The following is a 16,043-nucleotide window of genomic DNA, read 5'->3' as shown; positions in this document are numbered from 1 at the left end:
TTGTGCTGCTCAGCGCCGCGCTGGCTGCTGCGCAGACAACACCACCCGGAAAGCCGCAAGACGCGCTGGCCCTGGCGGTCCGCTCCCAGGCCGTGCTTGATGAATACGTGATCGGCGCCATGGAGCCCGATGCCATGAAGTACGCCCAGCGTTTGCGCTTGACCCGGGCCGCGCTGGATGGGCAGCGACAGCAGTGGCCCACCGTGCGCAGCGGGGCCGACCCGTGGAACAGCTACAGCGCCTGCAAAAACGCGCTTGAAAAAGCCTCTGAGGTGGCCGGGCTGTCTGCAACAAAGGCCGTCAGCACGCGGGACAACAAAGTCTTTCAGGTCGAGAAAACCAGGCTGCAGCAGCTTCGTACGGAGTGCAAGCGACAGATCAGCATAGGCACGAGCAGCGCCGCCGTGCAGAAGTAAACAGCGCTAAGGCTCGTGGCTCAGCGCCCCACCACCGACCAGCCGGCCTTGAGGTTGGCCTTGTCGTTCTCGTACTCCCACGCGGTGCCGCATCGGTCGCAGCGGTACTTGGTGACAGTGACCAGCGCGCCGCCGCGCCGCTCTTGCCGGTTGTTGCCCTGTACCAGCTCCGGGTGTCCCGGCGCCTTGCGCCAGTTGCGCTGGATGCCGGCGCAGGAGTCGCACAGCGTCATCTTTTTCAGTTCGTTCTGTCGGCTCAGGTCATCGGTCATGGTGCTTTGCTTCGGTTGGGGCTGCGCGTTGGTGTCAGCGCGTGAAGTGTGATTGTCGCCGCCTTCCCGCGTCAAGTTATACGGGCGGCACATCCCGTCACGCTGCGAGCTGAGCCAGGTAGGTGCGCAGCAGCGCGACCCGCCGCGGCCGGAAGCTCACGTCCACGGCCTCCATCTGCTTGATGCGCTCGGCACGGAACATGCGGAAATCTTCACGCAGGCAGCACCAGGCAAGCACCACCAGCATGTTGTTTGCGTAGACGATGGCTAGAGGCCAGATAAGCCTGTCTGTGACCGCGCTCTTCCCGTCGGCATAACGGATCTGCACGGCCTCCTCACGCCAGCACCCTTCACGAATGAGGCGCATGTCGGGCAGCGCCGGAAAGCGCTCTTCAAAACGGTACACCTGCGACACCGCATGCAGCAGGTGCTGCTGCCCCACCGAGGGGAGGGTCGCAGCGACTTTGCCGAGCACTGCGGCGGCTGCCTTGGCCAGCGCCGGGTCGCCCATGTGGCTGACTTCTGCCAGGCCCAGCACCAGCGCCTCGATCTCGATGCGGCTGAACATTTGCGGCGGCAGTGTGCCGTCCTCAATGAGGCAATAACCGTAGCCGCGCTCACCGCCAATCTCGGCGCCTGCTGCGCGCAGGCTTTCAATGTCGCGGTAGATGGACCGCACGGATACTCCCGTTTCGTCCGCCAGCCGCGCCGCTGTGACGGGCGCCGGCAGGGTACGCAGGGCTTGCAACAGACGGAAAAGACGATCAGAGCGCGACATGGGTTAACTGACAAAAACTGGCAGGAGGGCTGGCTAGAGTACCACCTGCCAGCCACCGCTTTTTTGCGAAGTGTGAACTTGCCATGTTCCAAGCACGTATGCCATTAAACCGCCACCATCAATCACCTGAAGGAGCCTTCATGCTGACCCTTTTTCACTCCCCCAACAGCCGCTCAACCCGGGTTCTTGCCCTGCTCAAGGAGCTCGGTGCGCTTGACGACGTGCAGATCGAGATCGTGACCATCCCCCGCGTTGACGGATCGGGTGGCCGTGACGCGCGCAACCCGCATCCCGAGGGCAAGGTGCCGCTGCTGGTGCACGACGATGTCGCCGTTTGGGAGTCCAGCGCCATCCTGCTGTACCTGGCGGAGCTGTATCCCCAGGCCGACCTGCACATCCCGCCAGGGCATGCGCAGCGCGGCGCCTATCTCAGCTGGTTTGTCTGGTATTCGGGTGTCGTCGAGCCGATCCTGACGCTTGAAGCCGCCGGGCTGAAGCACCCGTACATCGCGTCGACCTTTCGCAGCAGCGCAGAAGTCATCGCCCGGCTGGAGGCCGCCCTGACGCACCAGCCGTATCTGTTGGGCGATCAATTCACCGCAGCCGACCTGCTGCTGCACTCGCCCTATGCCTGGTTTGGCAAACCGGGCAACCCGCTGATCGATGCCTGGGTTGACCGCTGCATGGCCCGCCCCGGCGCGCGCTTTGCGGCCGAATACGACCAGGCGCATCCGCTGCCGCAAGCGTAGTGTGTCAGGCCGCGGCGACGAACGATTGACCCCCCTGGCGACACTCCCGCAAGCCGCGCCAGGAAAGCTACTCACGCAGACCACCTATTGATCCGGTCCGATGAAGTATTAATTTCCCCGTTCGGGCTGAGCCTGTCGACGCCTGACTTGCACAGGGAAGTCCTTTGATCCTTCGACAGGCTCAGGACAGGCCAAGCTCAGGGCGAACGGATAGAGAAGTTCACACTTCACAAGGGTGGATCAATAAACCTCGCAGCCGCTGGTGCGCCGCGTCGTCCCCGTTCACCGGCAACTGCTGCTTGGCCTTCAGGTAGTGGTCGGTGAACACCTCGAGGTAAGCCGCCAGCGTCCCGGCGGCGCGCGCCTCACCAGCCAGCGCCAGGCACATCGCAGCCACTTCCGAGGTGCAGAAGTGTTCATCGCGCTGCGAGCGGCGCAGGCGGTAGTTTGATAGCTGCTCACTCTGCAGGCTGAGCACCGGCAGCTTGTCCAGGTAGGGGCTTTTGCGAAACATCTTGCGCGCCTCGGGCCAGGTCGCGTCGAGCAGCACAAACAGCGGGCGTCTGCCGTAGGTGGCATCCAGAGCCAGCACATCTGTCACAACGCGCTCAGGCGCCACAAACTCGCCCGGGAAAACAAGGTAAGGCTGCCATTGCGGATCGGCCAGCAGCGCGATCAGCGCCGGATTGACCTCCGTGCGCGCCCAGCCAAACGCAAAGGTATCGGCCACCACATCGGCCACCAGCCAGCCCGTGTTGCTCGGTTTGAGTGGCTCGATGTCAGCCATGATCAGGCACACACCCGCACGCACAGGCAGCATCGGGCGCAACGCGCACAGGCAGTGGCTGGGCAGCAGCCGGCAACCCGCGCAGCGTTCCCCGCGCGGTCCGCCGCGCGCCAGAAAGGGTTTAGAGCTGCGCGCCAGGCGGGCTGCGCGCAGGCGAGAGACCGCATGGGGGCCGATGGGAAGAGGCATGAAGCTGTAGCAGTCAGTGGGGGCCATGCCTGTCATTGCGGGCCTGACCCGCAATCCATGCCGCACTTCACTGCGGCGCCTGCTTCTACAAACGACCGCTCAGGCCGCAGGCCGGTGCAGCGCGCAGAGCTTGTTGCCGTCCGGGTCGCGCAGGTAGGCCAGGTAGAGCTTGCCAGTCGGACCTTCGCGAAACCCCGGTGGGTCTTCGCAGGTGGTGCCGCCGTTGGCAACACCTGCCGCATGCCAGGCGGCGGCCTGCTCGGGCGACTCCGCCTTGAAGCCGACCGTGCTGCCGTTGCCGTGGCATGCCGGTTCACCATTGATCGCGGTGCTGATCGCGAAGGTGCCGGTCTTGCTGCGGTAGAAGTACCGGTTCTTGTTGGCGACGCCGGGAGCGACGCCCAGCGTGCCGAGCACTGCGTCGTAAAACTTCTTTGAGGCTTCGAGGTCGTTAACGCCGACCATGACATGACTGAACATTGCTTTTGTCTCCGTGGGGTGCCCGAGGTGGGCGGGGTGGGATGGGGAGATGGTAATGGAAGATGCGTCGTCGATCGCTGTAAAGTACAAAGACGCTTGGAGGCGCGGTGACATGGCGCGTCAGCCACGCGACTGCATTTCAGGCCTCCCCGGTTTAAAGTAAGGCCACCCTGCGTCATCCTGAAAAGAGCCCCCCATGAACATCGCCTCCCTCAAAGAAGTTGTCAGTGCCGAAGAATGGCAATTACGTGTGGACCTGGCTGCGGCCTACCGGCTGGTGGCGCTGTATGGCTGGAGTGACCTGGTGTTCACACACATCAGTGCGCGGGTGCCGGGGCCGGAGCATCACTTTCTGATCAACCCCTATGGCCTGATGTTTGACGAGATCACGGCGTCGTCGCTGGTCAAGATTGACGCGCAGTGCAACAAGGTGATTGACTCGCCTTATCCGGTCAACCCGGCGGGTTTTGTGATTCACAGCGCGGTGCATGAGGCGCGGCATGACGCGGGTTGTGTGATGCACACACACACGCGGGCCGGTGTGGCGGTCAGTGCGCAGAAGGGCGGTATTTTGCCGATCTCGCAGCAGTCGGCCTTCATCCTCGCCTCGCTCGGTTACCACGACTACGAAGGTGTGGCCTTTCGCGACGACGAGAAACCGCGCCTGCAGAAAGACCTGGGCACGGCCACGCACCTGGTGCTGCGCAACCATGGCCTGCTGGTGGTGGGCAAAACGATTGCCGACGCCTTTGCCAGCATGTACCGGTTTGAAAGCACCTGTCAGATCCAGCTCAGCGCGCAGGCGGGCGGCGGTGAGCTGATCCACTTCGGCCCCGAGATCTGGAACGCCGACGACAGCTCGGGCGCCTATGTGCGCGCGGGTGGCATTGGCGGCGCCTTCATGTGGCCGGCGCTGCTGCGCAAGCTGGACCGGATTGACGCGAGTTACAAGGACTGAGCTGCCTTCTGGCGTAGTTTGCGCATCAGATCGGCCTCCAGCCCATGTCCAGCAGGCGCAGGCAGCTATCAAAACAAGAGCATGAAGGACGGCCATGGCTCAACAAGCTGACTTCCTGATCATCGGCGGCGGCATTGCCGCAGCGTCGGTGGGCTACTGGCTGGCGCCGCATGGACGGGTGGTGGTGCTGGAGCGCGAGTCGCAGCCGGGTTACCACTCGACCGGACGCTCGGCCGCGCTGTTCATGGAAAGTTATGGCACGCCGCAGGTGCGGGCGCTGACGATGGCGAGCCGGGCCTTTTTTCAAAACTCGCCTGAAGGCTTTAGCGATCACCCGCTGATCTCGCCGCGCGGCGCGATGCTGGTCGCCACCCCTGGCGAAGAGGCGCTGCTGGCCGAACAGTGGGACGTGTTTCGCAGCGTCACGCCGCATGCACGCCTGCTCAGCAGCGCTGAAGCCTGTGCGCTGGTGCCGGTGTTGCGTCCCGAGAAGGTGCTGGGCGCGGTGCTGGAGCCCGATGCCGCCGACATGGACGTCGATGCGATTCACCAGGGCTTTCTGCGCGGGCTGCGGCGTGCGGGTGGCCAGGTGATTTGTAATGCTGAGGTGACGGCGCTGGCGCGCGACGGTGACCAGTGGCAAGTGCAGGCCGGTGGGCAGACCTATGCCGCACCCGTGGTCATCAACGCTGCCGGGGCCTGGGCCGATGTGGTGGCGGCGTTGGCCGGTGTGTCGCCCATCGGACTGGAGCCGCGCCGCCGCTCGGCCTTTATTTTCGCTCCGCCAGACGGCATTCACAGCGCTGCCTGGCCGCTCACGGCCAGCATCGACGAAGGCTGGTACTTCAAGCCCGACGCCGGCATGTTGCTGGGTTCGCCAGCCAATGCCGACCCGGTGGCGCCGCAAGATATCCAGCCCGAGGAGTTGGACATCGCCATGGCGATTGACCGCATTGAGGAGATGACCACCTTGCGCATTCGCCGACCGACGCGCACCTGGGCCGGGCTGCGCTCTTTTGTGGCTGACGGCGATCTGGTGGGCGGCTTTGCTCCCGACGCGCCGGGTTTCTTCTGGGTCGCAGCGCAAGGCGGTTACGGCATTCAGACCTCGGCCGCCATGGGCGAGGCCTGCGCGGCGCTGGCGCGCGGCCTGCCGCTGCCAGAACGTATGGCCGGCTTCGGCCTGACCGAAGCCATGCTGTCGCCGGTGCGGCTGCATGCTGGCCACTGAGTGCGGCCCTGCAGGCTGCGTATCCAATCAGCCTGCTGTCCATGGCTGGCGGGCGCTGGCAGCTATTAAAACAGGAGCGCTGGAGGCAACGGGAATGAGCCCGGCAGGCCACCGCCTGGGTGGCTGCGGCATGCCGGGCGCGGCGGCAGACCTCTCCGCTCAGCCCACGCTGATGTTGATACGGCGCGGCTGGGCGTGGGCGGCCTTGGGGATGCGCAGTGTCAGCACGCCCTGCGCCAGTTCGGCGCTGACGTTCTCGGTGTCGAGCTCCTTGCTGAGGGTGAACACCCGGCGAAAACGCGCCAGACCCACTTCGGTGTGGCTGGACTGCAAACCCTCGGGCACGTTCAACGCCGCTTCAGCCTCGATGGTCAGGGTGTCGGCCTCAACCTGCAGCTTGAGATTGTCTTTGGGCACGCCTGGCAGGTCGGCATACAGTGTGATGCCGCTGCTGTCTTCGACCACATCGACCGGGGGCGTCAGCGTGGTCTGGGCATAACGCTGCGCCTGCTGCTTGGGCTGGCGCGCCATGTCGGCCCATGGACGGCTGTTGTCCGGTGCTGGATCCTTGCCGTGGGTGACGCTGCCGGCATCGCCGGCATGGCCGGCCTGGCGGGTAGCGGTCGCGGTAGGGGTGTGGGTAGTCATGGCCTTCCTCCTTTCAGTGAACGGTGATGCGGCGTGGCTGGGCAGCCGCGCGCCGCTGGATGGTGATGTGCACAAGCCCGTCCTTCACGCGGGCCTGCACGGCGTCGGGGTCGGCGTCCTCAGGCAGGTTGATCACCCGCCGGAAGGAGCCGGCAAAACGCTCGTTGATATGCAGCGTGGACTGCTGGCCCGCATCGGGCAGGCGGGACTTGCGCTCGCCGGCGATGGTGAGCATGCCGCGCTCCAGGTCGACCTCCAGCGAGTTGGGGTCGATACCAGGCGCAAAGGCGTAGACCTCGACGGTTTGTGGCGTGCCGCCGACATTCAGGGCGGGAAAGCCGCCGCGGCCAAAACCGCGGATATTGGGAGACAGATCAAGTGCCTGCTGAACCTCGCGTTGCAGGCGATCCATTTCAGCAAACACGTCGTGCGGAAACAGGGATCGAAACATGGCGATTTCCTCCATTCAGGTTGAACACGGAGCGCCAGAAAAGTGTTTCCGGCGTTCCCGATCAGGATGTAGGAATCGGCAAAAAAATTTCAAGAGGGCCGTGGCCCCGGTTTGCGGCGCCTGGCGGGCGGTCATCCGTCGGCCAGGAAAGCCCCCCTGGCGGTCAACCCGGTTTGTGGGTCAAATCGGCCTCTAGCCCATATCCAGAAAGCGCGGGCAGCTATCAAAACAAGAGCGTCACATCAGCCGGTGTGCGCTCCGCCAGCCGGGGTTGCCGGCATCCTGAGAACGCGCTGAATCGTCTGCAGCAGGTCGGCATTGGAGGTGGAGGCTTTGACCAGCACGGCATCCGGGCGGGTGCCGGCGTCGGGCAGCACCTCACTGGCAGAAAACACCACCAGCGCCGGCCGCGGATGCAGGCTGTCGATCAGCTCGACCAGGTCCCAGCCGGACTCCCGGCCCAGGCCCAGGTCCAGCAGCACCAGGTCAAAGGGTTTGGCGCGCAGCATTTCCCGCGCCTGGGTCAGGTTGGTGGCGAACTCAAAGGTCGCAAAATCTGCCGCGATGGCGGCGGCGATGTGCTGGATGTCCACATCGTCTTCCACATGCAGGATGCGCGGCTTGCGGCCCTGCAGCGCGGCCACCGCGCGTTGCATGGCCGACACCAGCTGCCCTTCGTCAATCGGCTTGGTCAGCCAGTCCGACACCGCCGAGGGTTTGTGGTCGAGCTGCAGCTGCCCGTCGCCGGCCAGCGTGGAAATCACAATAACGGGCAGCGCACGCGTGGCTTCGTTCTGGCGCAGGCCGTTGAGAAAGGCGCCGCCGGTCTGGCCGGGCAGGCGCAGGTCCAGCGTCACCGCGTCATAGTTGCCCGTGGCGAGCAGCGCCGATGCCTGCTCGGCGCTGTGCGCCAGGTCCGAGTCATAGCCAGCCTTGTCCAGCATGATGGCGATCAGCCTGGCCACATCCACGTCGGTTTCGCAGACCAGGATGCGCGAGCGGGGCGCCGCTGGCGGCGCCTCGGCCGGTTCGCGCCACAGGGGCAGCTCGAAGAAAAATGTCGTGCCTTCGCCGAGCTGCGTTTCGAAACCGATGCTGCCGCCCATGCCCTCGATCAGCGCGTGCGAGATGTTCAAGCCCAGCCCGGTGCCGCCCTTCTGGCGGGAGTCGGACGAATCGGCCTGCGAAAACTTCTGGAAGATACGGGTGCGAAACTCCTCCGGAATGCCGGGGCCATGGTCGCGCACCTCCACCCGTACGCCGAGCCCGGCCCGTGTCACATGCAGCTCCACCGTGCCACCGGTGGGTGAAAACTTCAGCGCATTGGACAGCAGGTTGGTCACCACCTGGGTGAGCCGGTCGGCTTCGACATGGACCTGCAGATCGGGATCGTCGCCGTACAAGACCAAACTGACCTGGTTGGCCAGGCCGTAGCCTTCGTTGGCGGCAATCGTCTGGCTCAGCAAGGGCATCAGCGCCATCGGCTGCAGGTCCAGGCGCATCTTGCCGGACTCGATTTTTTCGATGTCCAGGATATCGTTGATGAGACGGATCAGACGCTCGCAGTTGTTCTTGGCAATGTCGATCAGCTTCATCGCCGACTCGGGCAGTTTGCCGGTCATGCCACCAGCGACCAGGCCTAGCGAGCCGCGGATGGAGGTCAGCGGTGTACGCAGCTCATGGCTGACGGTTGAGACAAACTCGCTTTTCAGGCGGTCGATGCGTTTGAGCTCGGTGATGTCGGTGGCCAGCGAATAAAAGCCGATGACCTTGCCCTCGTCGGCGCCTTCGCCATAACGCGGAAAATAATTGACCACATAGTCCCGCACCTTGCCGTTGGCCGAGCGCTGCTTGCGCTCGTACACCACCGGGTAGCCAGCCAGCACTTCTTCAACCTTGGGGCGTAGCGCCTCGTAGAACACCGGCTCCATCAGCTCGCGCATGCTTTTGCCCAGGAGGTCTTCGCTCGACAGACCAAAAGCCTCCTGGTAGGCGCGGTTGTGAAAGCGGCAGCGCTGGTCGGCATCCACATAGGCGATCAGCGCCGGCACGGCGTCGGTGATCTCGCGCAACTGGCGTTCGCTGGCGCGCACGCGGTCGCTGGAGTTGCGCATGGCCGTGGTGTCGCGGCCCGTGCCCCGATAACCGGTGAAACGTCCCGAGGCGTCAAAAATCGGCACGCCGCTGATGCTCAGATGGCGCACCTGGCCTTCGGAGTCGAGCCGCGTAACTTCAAAATCACGAAACGGCTCGCGCCTTGCAAGCTGCGCCTCGTGCGCGGCCCAGACGCTTTCGTCCATGTTCACATAAGGTAGCTCCCGGCGCAGTTTGCCGATGCTGCTGTTGGCGGTGAGCGGGCCCAGGTCAACCAGCTCGCCCGAGATCTGGACAAAGCGGAAATTTTCGTCCTGCTCCCAGAACCAGTCGTTGGACAACTGGACCAGCGCGCGAAAACGCTCCTCGTTGGCGCGCGACAACTGCTCGGCCCGCTTGCGCTCGGTGATGTCCTGCAACTGCGAGATGAAGTGCAGCGGCTGGCCCTGCGCGTCGCGCACCAGCGAGCAGGTCAAGGTGGCCCAGACCAGGCTGCCCGCCTTGTGCAGGTAGCGCTTTTCACGCTGGTAGGTCGTGATCTCTCCGGCCAGCGCTCTGCCGCGCTGCAGGACGTCCTCGGCCGCGTCTTCCGGGTGCGTCAGATCGGGCCCGTCAGGCGCCATCAACTCGGCCTGCGAATAGCCCACCATGTCGCAGAACGCCTGGTTGACGCGCAGCCGGCGCGAATCCGTGCCAAGCACCGCCATGCCGATGGCAGCGTTCTCGAAGGCGCTGGTGAACTGCTGCTCGCTGGTCGCATCGCCGGTAGCGGACTTGGCGAGCGGCGCTGGCTGCTGTTGCGTGGCCCGCTCAAAAGCCCGGAGCTGATCCGCTTGTCGGACCAGCTGCTGCTGCAGTTCTTCGGTCAAGCGTGTCAGTGTCAGCACGCGTTCTTGAAGGCTTTGCGCCTCTGGCGTGTTCTGCTCCGTCTGCTTCATGCTTGTCCTGTGAAATGTCGGCCCGGGGGCCGGCATTGAGAGGACGCTGGCCACCGGCTTGCCGGAATGAGGTGGCCAGTATCTGGGATTTTCCCGTGTTTGACCGCAGGCGCGCGCGGGCTTTTGACGGGGTTATCCCTAGCGCTTGCGCGCCGTCGGCGGCTAGCCGCGTTTGCCGCTCACTGCGCGGTAAACAAACAGCAGGATGATCGCACCCAGCACGGCGGCGATAAAACCCGCCGATTCACCCACCTGGTAAAAGCCCAGGAAGCGGCCGAGGTAGGTGGCAATCACCGATCCGACAATACCGATCAGCACGGTAATGATGAAGCCGGCCGGGTCGCGGCCGGGCATCAAAAACTTGGCAACAATGCCGACAACAAAGCCGATGAGAATGGTCCAGAGAATGCCCATGGTGGTCTTTCAGAAGTGGTGAGGATGAAAAGCCGACACGGACTCGGTCGGCCAAGCGCCAAGACTACGCAAGGCGCGTGACAGCGCCTATCGGAAAGCCTGCCCGCCTGCTGTAGGACAGAGGACCAGCCCGTGCGCCCGGCTGTGGATCCGCAATTCAATGCCTGGGTTGAGAGCCAGATTGGCTGTATCCCCATGTCGCATGGGCGCTGACAGCTATAAAAAATATAGCAATCCAGGTATGGGCAGCTTAGTTCGGTGCTTTGGGTGGCTGGGGCAGCGCCGTGAAGGCCAGCGCGCCCAGCGCCAGCAGCAGTGCAATCGCCGCCAGCACGGCGGTGTAGGGCTCGGCACCGTAGCGGGAAGCCAGTGAGGCGATCAGCCCGGTAATCCACTGCATGGCGGCCACGCCGAGGAAAATCGCCATGGTGAAGACGGCCATGGCGCGGCCCGTCATGGCCGCCGGGTAGGTCGAGCGCACGTCGGCGTATTGCAGCACCATGAAACCCGAGAGCAGGCCGATCACCACCGGGCCGACCACGTCGATCACGGTGTTGTGGGTCATCGCAAAGGCCGCAAACAGCGCCGCCAGCAGCAGCGTGAAGCCAGTGATCCAGCGCCGCCGGTGTTTCGGGCCGGGGTCGAGCCGTCCGAACAGTGGCGGGCCGAACAGTGAGGCCAGCGACATCACCAGCGCGACGTTGCCGCTTTGCACCAGTGAAAAGCCGTGCCGCTCCATCAGCAGCGGGCCCAGCCACAATCCGCGCAGCGCGATGAAAGAGGCATACCCGACGCAGGCAAGCAGCATGATGCCCAGCGTGTGTGGCAGGGTGAACAGTGCGCCAAAACCAGCCAGTGCCTGACGCACCGACTCTTTCGGGTGGCTGTTGTGCGCGGCCTGTACCGGCTCGTGCACCAGTGCCCAAATCAGCAGCCAGGCCAGCGCCGCGAGGCCGCCCAGCACCCAGAAGCCCATGCGCCACGACGAGGCCTCGATCAGCCAGGCCAGCGGCGTGCCGGTCAACAACATGCCGATGCCGCCCAGGCCCAGCGTGATGCCCGAGATCGCGGCGAAGCGGTTGGCCGGCATGTTGCGCGCGATGAACACGGTGCAGACCAGGAAGGCCGGCGCGCAGCCGATACCGATCAGCACCTGACCGGCCACCAGCATGCCGTAGCTGCCGGCCAGGGCCGACACGGCAGAACCGGCAATCGCGATGGGAAAAGCGGTCAGTACGGTACGCCGCACGCCGTGCAGGTCGATGCCTATGCCCATGAAGAGCTGCATCGCGCCGAAGGCAAAGTGAAAGGCGCCGGCAAACAGTCCGAGGGCCTGCGCGCTCAGACCGAAGTCGCCTTGCAGCGGCGCGGCCATCAGCGCCGCCACGCTGCGGTAGGACTGGCTCAGGGCAAAAGCCGTGGTCAGTGCCAGCAGCATGATCCAGAGGGAGCGGGTTGAGGCGGCGGGGGGCGGACTGGCTGCTTGAGCCGGGACGGACGTCATGGAGGCAAGCGTACACGATGGCTTGCGCCAGCGTGACGCTGGCGGCTCAGGACCGCGTGCTTGGGGAAACGTCGGTCGTTCGTGGAAAGCTGTCAACCACCCAGGCGGCCGGTGGGGGCGGGGGCGTGGCCTTCACTTCCAACAGGCTGGCAGCATGGGCCCGGCAATACTCGACGAGGTCTTCGAGCTCGCCGGATTTGTCGAAGACTTCGTCGGCCCCAAGGTCCAGACATTTCTCCACGATGCTTTCGTGGCTGTGACCGGTCAGCACCACCACTTTTTGTTCCGGACGACGCTGCTGGCACTGCCTGAGCACGCCGAAGCCAGAGCCATCGGCCAGGAGCAGGTCAACAATGGCCAGTTGCCAGTCATCCGGGTGGGTGTGTAGCCATTGGCGCGCCGTGCTTTCGCTGTTGGCGTGGGCGACAAAGCGGCATGGCGCAATTTCTTCCATCGCCTCGACCAGGGTGTCCCGAATGTCGGCACAGTCTTCCACCAGAAATGTGTTGATCAGCATGCGGCCCGCTCCCCTGATTTTTTCGATTCGACAGGGTAAACGGGGCGATGAGCGCATGGCGCCGTCGATCACCTTCTGCTTTTGTAGGAGGGGTCCGACAACCACGGCTAAAGATGGCCGTGGAGTCTCCGGGGCTGTGGGCTGAAAACGCTTGCCCAGACTGGCGACAGCGCCGGTATCGGTCCACACGCTTGACCGCTACACTTCGGCCAGACCATTGTCCGGAGACCACCATGCCTGTTGCCTGTGTAAGAGCCCTGATGCGGGCTGCCGTCTTTTCAGGAGCCCTGGGTGCCGGCCTGGGCGTCCATGCGCAGGCGCAGCCCGAGGTCCGGGAACTGACGGTCCGTCCTGGCGTGACACTGCGCTTTGTCTATCTGAAAGCGGCGAACCCGGTGGCCAGCGCGGTACTGTTCCAGGGCGGCCCCGGCAACATCGGCATCTTCCCCAACGGTTCGATGCGCGAGGGCGGTTTTCTGGCCGGCGGCGGGCAGAACTTTGTGCCGCACGGCATCAGTGTGGTGATCCCGGACGTGCCTTCGGACCGCCGCCATCTTGAGGGCTTTCGCGCATCGGCCGAACATGCACAGGACAATGCGGCGCTGATCGACTTCCTGCGCCAGCAGTCACCGGTACCGGTCTGGGCCGTGGGCACCAGCAACGGGTCGCTGTCGGCCGCATCTGCGGCCGCGCGGCTGCGGGGCAAGGGCCCTGACGGCCTGGTGCTGACCTCCACGGTCACCCGTGAGGGCCGTACCCGCGGTCTCGCGCATGTCGTGTCCGAGGCGCCGCTGCAGGATGTCAAGGTGCCGGTGCTGCTGGTCCACCACAAGGACGACGCTTGTTATGTCACGCCTTATGACGCCATGCCGGGCTTGACGGCCGCGCTGACCGCCTCGCCGAGGGTGGCCCTGATCACCGCACAGGGCGGCTCCAACAATGGCAACCCCTGCCATGCCGGCCATCATCAATTTCAGGGCATTGAGGCGGCGGTGGCCAAAGAGATTGCCGACTGGGTCAGGGCGGCGCCGGCGAAGTAGCGTGGCCGCGCGCGCGCGGGCCGCTCGGGTATCTGGTTATTTTCAGAAGAATCAGACCTCAGCCCTTGCCTGATAAGGGGTAAACGCTATCAAAAAAATAGCGCAAGGCGACTGCAGGAGGCTCAGGAGCAGGTCTGCAATGCCTTGCCTTCAAGCTGCGGTTTGATCGCGTCGAGCTGCGCGCGGAGGGTGGCGTCCACGGCGGCGAGCCTGAGGATCTGGCCGCGTGTTTCGGCGCGTTCCTGCGCCACACGGGCGGTGCGCACCCCCTTGGTGGCGATGCGCGCCAGCTCTCTTTCGGCGTCGGCCTCCAGCGGGAAGCTGGCCAGCGCCAGGCCGGGCGCGAGGGCCTCGTTGTTCACTGCCCGGAAGGGAACGCCGAGCTGGCGCAACTCGGCACGTTTTTTGGCCAGGTTCTCGGGGCTGTTGTATTTGCCCATATAGACAATCCAGCGCGCCGGCTCGGCGCTGCTCTCAAACTGCCAGCTACCCGGTGGCAGCGTGGCCTCCAGGCTGGTGCGCAGGGTGGCGGTCTGTTGCTCGTCGAAGAGGCCAGCCTGCAGGCATTCCGGGGCCGAGGCGCCGGTGGGCGCGCTGGCGACCGGGGCGTTTTCCAGTTTCCGGGTCTCTTCGGCCGTCAGCAGGCGAATCGCCTCGGGCCGGATCTGTGTCGCCAGGCGCTGCGGTTCGGCTTGCACACCGGGGGCCAGCCCGTAGGCGGCCAGCAGGCCTTGCGACCAGGCCCAGTAACCGGCGTTGGCCAGTACCAGCAGCAGCACCAGCAGCCTCAGCATGGGGGTGTGCTCCCAGAAGAAACAGGCCGGACACTGATTTCGGAACTGGTGATTTCTTTCATGCCAGCCGCAGTATGCACCAGCAGCGCGCCGTTTTCGCCAACGCCGTGGGCCACACCTTCGGTCCCGTCGGAGAGCTGAACGGCGCGCCCTGCCAATACGTCGCGCGCCGCAAAACGTGCCTGGAAAGGCGCAAAACCAAACAGACCGAAAGCCTGCATCGCCTGCACCAGCGGCGCCGCAACAAGCTGCAGCGCCTGCGCCACGTCCACGCCGGGCCAGAGGTCCTGCAGCGCGGCGGGCGGCAGGGCCGCGGGCTGGCCGGCGGCGGCTGGCGCAGCTTCCAGCGTCAATGTGCGCACATTGATACCGACACCGATCACCACGTAACGCAGCTCGCCCCAACTCGCGGTTTCCACCAGAATGCCGGCCAGTTTGCGCTCGCCCTGCGCATCGATGAGCCACAGGTCATTCGGCCATTTCAGGCAGATGCGCGGCCCGCCTTGCGGTGCGAGCGGCTGCAGGCTTTCAGCGATGCTGATGCCAACGGCCAGCGACAGGCCCGACCAGTCGGCCGGCTGCAGCGCCATCCCCAGCGAAAACGTCAGGCTGTCACCGGCCCGGCTTTGCCAGGCGCGGCCCATGCGGCCACGGCCGGCGGTCTGTTGCTCGGCCACCAGCAGCACCGCTTCGGCGGAAGTCGGGCCGGCTGCGCGAAAACGCCGCATCAGCTCTGTGTTGCTGGAGTCTATCGTCGGCAGCACCTCGACCGTGAAACCGGGCAGCACCGGCGCCACGGCTTCCCAGATGGCCTCGGCAGGCCAGCGAATCGGGACGGTGGAGGGGGGGCTCATGGTTGCGGTGTGATGGGGTGCGGCCTTTGCTCTGTCATCCCGGACTCGATCCGGGATCCATGACGGCGAATTTTTTGCGTTGGTCAAGCCGGGGCCATGGATTGCGGGTCAAGCCCGCAAAAACAAGGGCGTGGGCTCGTTCAGACTTTTTTGCTCTTTGCGGGCTTGCCGTCCTTGCGCGCTTTCTTCAGGACCTTCTTGAGTTCTTTCCTGAACTCTTTCTTCGGCTTCACGGCTTTGTCTGCCTTGGCGACTTTCTTTTCGTCCTTGGCCTTCTTCGCCTTTTTTGACTTCTTGCCAGACGCGTCGTCCTTGGGCGCCAACAGCGTGCCGCGGCAGTTTTTGGCGCCGCACCAGCACGGGTATTCGGCCAGCAGCTTCTTGGTATACGGCGCGTCGATGATCAGGCCGTAGTCGTAAAACAGTTCCTGCCCGGCCGGGATGTTGCGCAGCGCCTTGATGAAGACGCGGCCGTCCTGTTCGTCGGCTTCACAGTTGGGCTTGCAGCTGTGGTTGATCCAGCGCGAGGAGTTGCCGCCGTACTTGGCATCAATCACATGGTTCTTGTCGATATGGAAGTAGAAGGTGTGGTTGGCGTCCTTGGGGTCATGCGGATGACGGCGCAACGCTTCCTTCCAGTTGATGATCTCGCCGATGTACTCGATCAGTGTCTCGCCCTCGGCCAGGTCCTGCACCGCAAAAACCCCCTTGCCGTGTACCCCCGACGTGCGGGTCTGGATGCGCCGTCCCGGAGCGGGAGCGGGGCTGGCGGAAGGGCTGGAAGAAGGAGACAAGACCTGAGTTTTTGACACGACGGGATTTTTTGGTATGGTTAATTCATGCATGTGCGCGCCCGTGCGGGTGCGCGTGTGCGTACGCGCGAAGCCGCTATTGTAGTGATGCGCACCTGTGAGCCAAGATTGCCCAAC

At 64.5% G+C, this 16,043-nt stretch carries 18 protein-coding genes; 5 read left to right on the top strand and 13 right to left on the bottom strand.

Going from position 1 to position 16,043, the window contains the following annotated elements:
• The coding region (locus ACH2CW_RS13015) for a hypothetical protein (protein ID WP_395058773.1) at positions 1–416 on the top strand (416 nt) is incomplete at its 5' end.
• A 20-nt stretch (positions 417–436) separates the two neighbouring features.
• On the opposite strand, the gene ACH2CW_RS13010 is transcribed toward ACH2CW_RS13015, so the two are convergent.
• Both ACH2CW_RS13010 and ACH2CW_RS13005 read right to left on the bottom strand, forming a co-directional pair.
• Positions 437–688, bottom strand: coding sequence for a hypothetical protein (locus tag ACH2CW_RS13010; RefSeq protein ID WP_395058771.1), 252 nt, complete (start codon positions 686–688; stop codon positions 437–439).
• Positions 689–785: 97 nt separating this feature from the next.
• On the bottom strand, positions 786–1,466 hold the full coding sequence (locus ACH2CW_RS13005; protein ID WP_395058769.1) for a helix-turn-helix transcriptional regulator: 681 nt from the start codon (positions 1,464–1,466) through the stop codon (positions 786–788).
• 140 nt (positions 1,467–1,606) lie between these two features.
• Between ACH2CW_RS13005 and ACH2CW_RS13000 the strand changes: the two genes are divergently transcribed.
• Complete coding sequence (locus tag ACH2CW_RS13000) at positions 1,607–2,215, top strand: glutathione S-transferase family protein (RefSeq protein ID WP_395058767.1); 609 nt, start codon at positions 1,607–1,609, stop codon at positions 2,213–2,215.
• A gap of 220 nt (positions 2,216–2,435) precedes the next feature.
• Here the strand turns inward: ACH2CW_RS13000 and ACH2CW_RS12995 are convergent, their stop codons facing one another.
• Both ACH2CW_RS12995 and ACH2CW_RS12990 read right to left on the bottom strand, forming a co-directional pair.
• Positions 2,436–3,218, bottom strand: coding sequence for a tRNA-uridine aminocarboxypropyltransferase (locus ACH2CW_RS12995; RefSeq protein WP_395058765.1), 783 nt, complete (start codon positions 3,216–3,218; stop codon positions 2,436–2,438).
• A gap of 72 nt (positions 3,219–3,290) precedes the next feature.
• Positions 3,291–3,671: a VOC family protein gene (locus tag ACH2CW_RS12990; RefSeq protein WP_395058763.1), complete on the bottom strand. Its 381-nt coding sequence runs from the start codon at positions 3,669–3,671 to the stop codon at positions 3,291–3,293.
• Between the two features lie 196 nt (positions 3,672–3,867).
• Between ACH2CW_RS12990 and ACH2CW_RS12985 the strand changes: the two genes are divergently transcribed.
• Both ACH2CW_RS12985 and ACH2CW_RS12980 read left to right on the top strand, forming a co-directional pair.
• Positions 3,868–4,629: a class II aldolase/adducin family protein gene (locus ACH2CW_RS12985; RefSeq protein ID WP_395058761.1), complete on the top strand. Its 762-nt coding sequence runs from the start codon at positions 3,868–3,870 to the stop codon at positions 4,627–4,629.
• A 94-nt stretch (positions 4,630–4,723) separates the two neighbouring features.
• Complete coding sequence (locus ACH2CW_RS12980; RefSeq protein ID WP_395058759.1) at positions 4,724–5,860, top strand: NAD(P)/FAD-dependent oxidoreductase; 1,137 nt, start codon at positions 4,724–4,726, stop codon at positions 5,858–5,860.
• A 159-nt stretch (positions 5,861–6,019) separates the two neighbouring features.
• Here ACH2CW_RS12980 and ACH2CW_RS12975 read toward each other — a convergent pair whose 3' ends face one another.
• The 6 genes from ACH2CW_RS12975 to ACH2CW_RS12950 all read right to left on the bottom strand — a co-directional run bounded on the left by ACH2CW_RS12975 (position 6,020) and on the right by ACH2CW_RS12950 (position 12,426).
• Positions 6,020–6,391: an Hsp20/alpha crystallin family protein gene (locus ACH2CW_RS12975; RefSeq protein WP_395058785.1), complete on the bottom strand. Its 372-nt coding sequence runs from the start codon at positions 6,389–6,391 to the stop codon at positions 6,020–6,022.
• Positions 6,392–6,521: 130 nt separating this feature from the next.
• On the bottom strand, positions 6,522–6,959 hold the full coding sequence (locus ACH2CW_RS12970; protein WP_395058757.1) for an Hsp20/alpha crystallin family protein: 438 nt from the start codon (positions 6,957–6,959) through the stop codon (positions 6,522–6,524).
• 242 nt (positions 6,960–7,201) lie between these two features.
• A complete protein-coding gene (locus tag ACH2CW_RS12965; RefSeq protein WP_395058755.1) occupies positions 7,202–9,991 on the bottom strand; it encodes a PAS domain S-box protein in 2,790 nt (929 codons plus the stop codon).
• A gap of 162 nt (positions 9,992–10,153) precedes the next feature.
• Complete coding sequence (locus ACH2CW_RS12960; protein WP_395058753.1) at positions 10,154–10,405, bottom strand: GlsB/YeaQ/YmgE family stress response membrane protein; 252 nt, start codon at positions 10,403–10,405, stop codon at positions 10,154–10,156.
• Between the two features lie 250 nt (positions 10,406–10,655).
• The gene (locus ACH2CW_RS12955; protein ID WP_395058751.1) at positions 10,656–11,909 is read right to left on the bottom strand and encodes an MFS transporter; all 1,254 of its coding nucleotides are present in this window, start codon (positions 11,907–11,909) and stop codon (positions 10,656–10,658) included.
• A gap of 46 nt (positions 11,910–11,955) precedes the next feature.
• Positions 11,956–12,426: a response regulator gene (locus tag ACH2CW_RS12950; protein WP_395058749.1), complete on the bottom strand. Its 471-nt coding sequence runs from the start codon at positions 12,424–12,426 to the stop codon at positions 11,956–11,958.
• A 233-nt stretch (positions 12,427–12,659) separates the two neighbouring features.
• On the opposite strand from ACH2CW_RS12950, the gene ACH2CW_RS12945 reads away from it, so the two are divergent.
• Positions 12,660–13,466, top strand: a complete 807-nt coding sequence (locus ACH2CW_RS12945) for an alpha/beta hydrolase (RefSeq protein ID WP_395058747.1) — start codon at positions 12,660–12,662, stop codon at positions 13,464–13,466.
• Positions 13,467–13,588: 122 nt separating this feature from the next.
• Here the strand turns inward: ACH2CW_RS12945 and ACH2CW_RS12940 are convergent, their stop codons facing one another.
• From ACH2CW_RS12940 to ACH2CW_RS12930, 3 genes are all read right to left on the bottom strand, one after another.
• Positions 13,589–14,260 carry an SPOR domain-containing protein gene (locus tag ACH2CW_RS12940; protein WP_395058745.1) on the bottom strand — a complete coding sequence of 224 codons (672 nt, stop codon included), beginning with the start codon at positions 14,258–14,260 and terminating at the stop codon, positions 13,589–13,591.
• Positions 14,254–15,114, bottom strand: a complete 861-nt coding sequence (locus tag ACH2CW_RS12935; RefSeq protein WP_395058743.1) for a biotin--[acetyl-CoA-carboxylase] ligase — start codon at positions 15,112–15,114, stop codon at positions 14,254–14,256. The genes ACH2CW_RS12940 and ACH2CW_RS12935 overlap by 7 nt, the downstream gene beginning before the upstream one ends.
• A gap of 140 nt (positions 15,115–15,254) precedes the next feature.
• A complete protein-coding gene (locus tag ACH2CW_RS12930) occupies positions 15,255–15,959 on the bottom strand; it encodes an SET domain-containing protein (protein ID WP_395058741.1) in 705 nt (234 codons plus the stop codon).
• Between the last annotated feature and the right edge of the window lie 84 nt (positions 15,960–16,043).

The organism is Polaromonas sp. (assembly GCF_043778355.1).
Lineage (GTDB): Bacteria > Pseudomonadota > Gammaproteobacteria > Burkholderiales > Burkholderiaceae_C > Polaromonas.
This window is presented reverse-complemented; position numbering and strand designations above follow the sequence as displayed.

What these genes read in the sequence shown, in the direction of transcription:
- ACH2CW_RS13010 (WP_395058771.1), bottom strand. Translation starts at nt 688, where the DNA reads ATGACCGATGACCTGAGCCGACAGAACGAACTGAAAAAGATGACGCTG.
- ACH2CW_RS13005 (WP_395058769.1), bottom strand. Translation starts at nt 1,466, where the DNA reads ATGTCGCGCTCTGATCGTCTTTTCCGTCTGTTGCAAGCCCTGCGTACC.
- ACH2CW_RS13000 (WP_395058767.1), top strand. Translation starts at nt 1,607, where the DNA reads ATGCTGACCCTTTTTCACTCCCCCAACAGCCGCTCAACCCGGGTTCTT.
- ACH2CW_RS12995 (WP_395058765.1), bottom strand. Translation starts at nt 3,218, where the DNA reads ATGGCCCCCACTGACTGCTACAGCTTCATGCCTCTTCCCATCGGCCCC.
- ACH2CW_RS12990 (WP_395058763.1), bottom strand. Translation starts at nt 3,671, where the DNA reads ATGTTCAGTCATGTCATGGTCGGCGTTAACGACCTCGAAGCCTCAAAG.
- ACH2CW_RS12985 (WP_395058761.1), top strand. Translation starts at nt 3,868, where the DNA reads ATGAACATCGCCTCCCTCAAAGAAGTTGTCAGTGCCGAAGAATGGCAA.
- ACH2CW_RS12980 (WP_395058759.1), top strand. Translation starts at nt 4,724, where the DNA reads ATGGCTCAACAAGCTGACTTCCTGATCATCGGCGGCGGCATTGCCGCA.
- ACH2CW_RS12975 (WP_395058785.1), bottom strand. Translation starts at nt 6,391, where the DNA reads ATGGCGCGCCAGCCCAAGCAGCAGGCGCAGCGTTATGCCCAGACCACG.
- ACH2CW_RS12970 (WP_395058757.1), bottom strand. Translation starts at nt 6,959, where the DNA reads ATGTTTCGATCCCTGTTTCCGCACGACGTGTTTGCTGAAATGGATCGC.
- ACH2CW_RS12965 (WP_395058755.1), bottom strand. Translation starts at nt 9,991, where the DNA reads ATGAAGCAGACGGAGCAGAACACGCCAGAGGCGCAAAGCCTTCAAGAA.
- ACH2CW_RS12960 (WP_395058753.1), bottom strand. Translation starts at nt 10,405, where the DNA reads ATGGGCATTCTCTGGACCATTCTCATCGGCTTTGTTGTCGGCATTGTT.
- ACH2CW_RS12955 (WP_395058751.1), bottom strand. Translation starts at nt 11,909, where the DNA reads ATGACGTCCGTCCCGGCTCAAGCAGCCAGTCCGCCCCCCGCCGCCTCA.
- ACH2CW_RS12950 (WP_395058749.1), bottom strand. Translation starts at nt 12,426, where the DNA reads ATGCTGATCAACACATTTCTGGTGGAAGACTGTGCCGACATTCGGGAC.
- ACH2CW_RS12945 (WP_395058747.1), top strand. Translation starts at nt 12,660, where the DNA reads ATGCCTGTTGCCTGTGTAAGAGCCCTGATGCGGGCTGCCGTCTTTTCA.
- ACH2CW_RS12940 (WP_395058745.1), bottom strand. Translation starts at nt 14,260, where the DNA reads ATGCTGAGGCTGCTGGTGCTGCTGCTGGTACTGGCCAACGCCGGTTAC.
- ACH2CW_RS12935 (WP_395058743.1), bottom strand. Translation starts at nt 15,114, where the DNA reads ATGAGCCCCCCCTCCACCGTCCCGATTCGCTGGCCTGCCGAGGCCATC.
- ACH2CW_RS12930 (WP_395058741.1), bottom strand. Translation starts at nt 15,959, where the DNA reads ATGCATGAATTAACCATACCAAAAAATCCCGTCGTGTCAAAAACTCAG.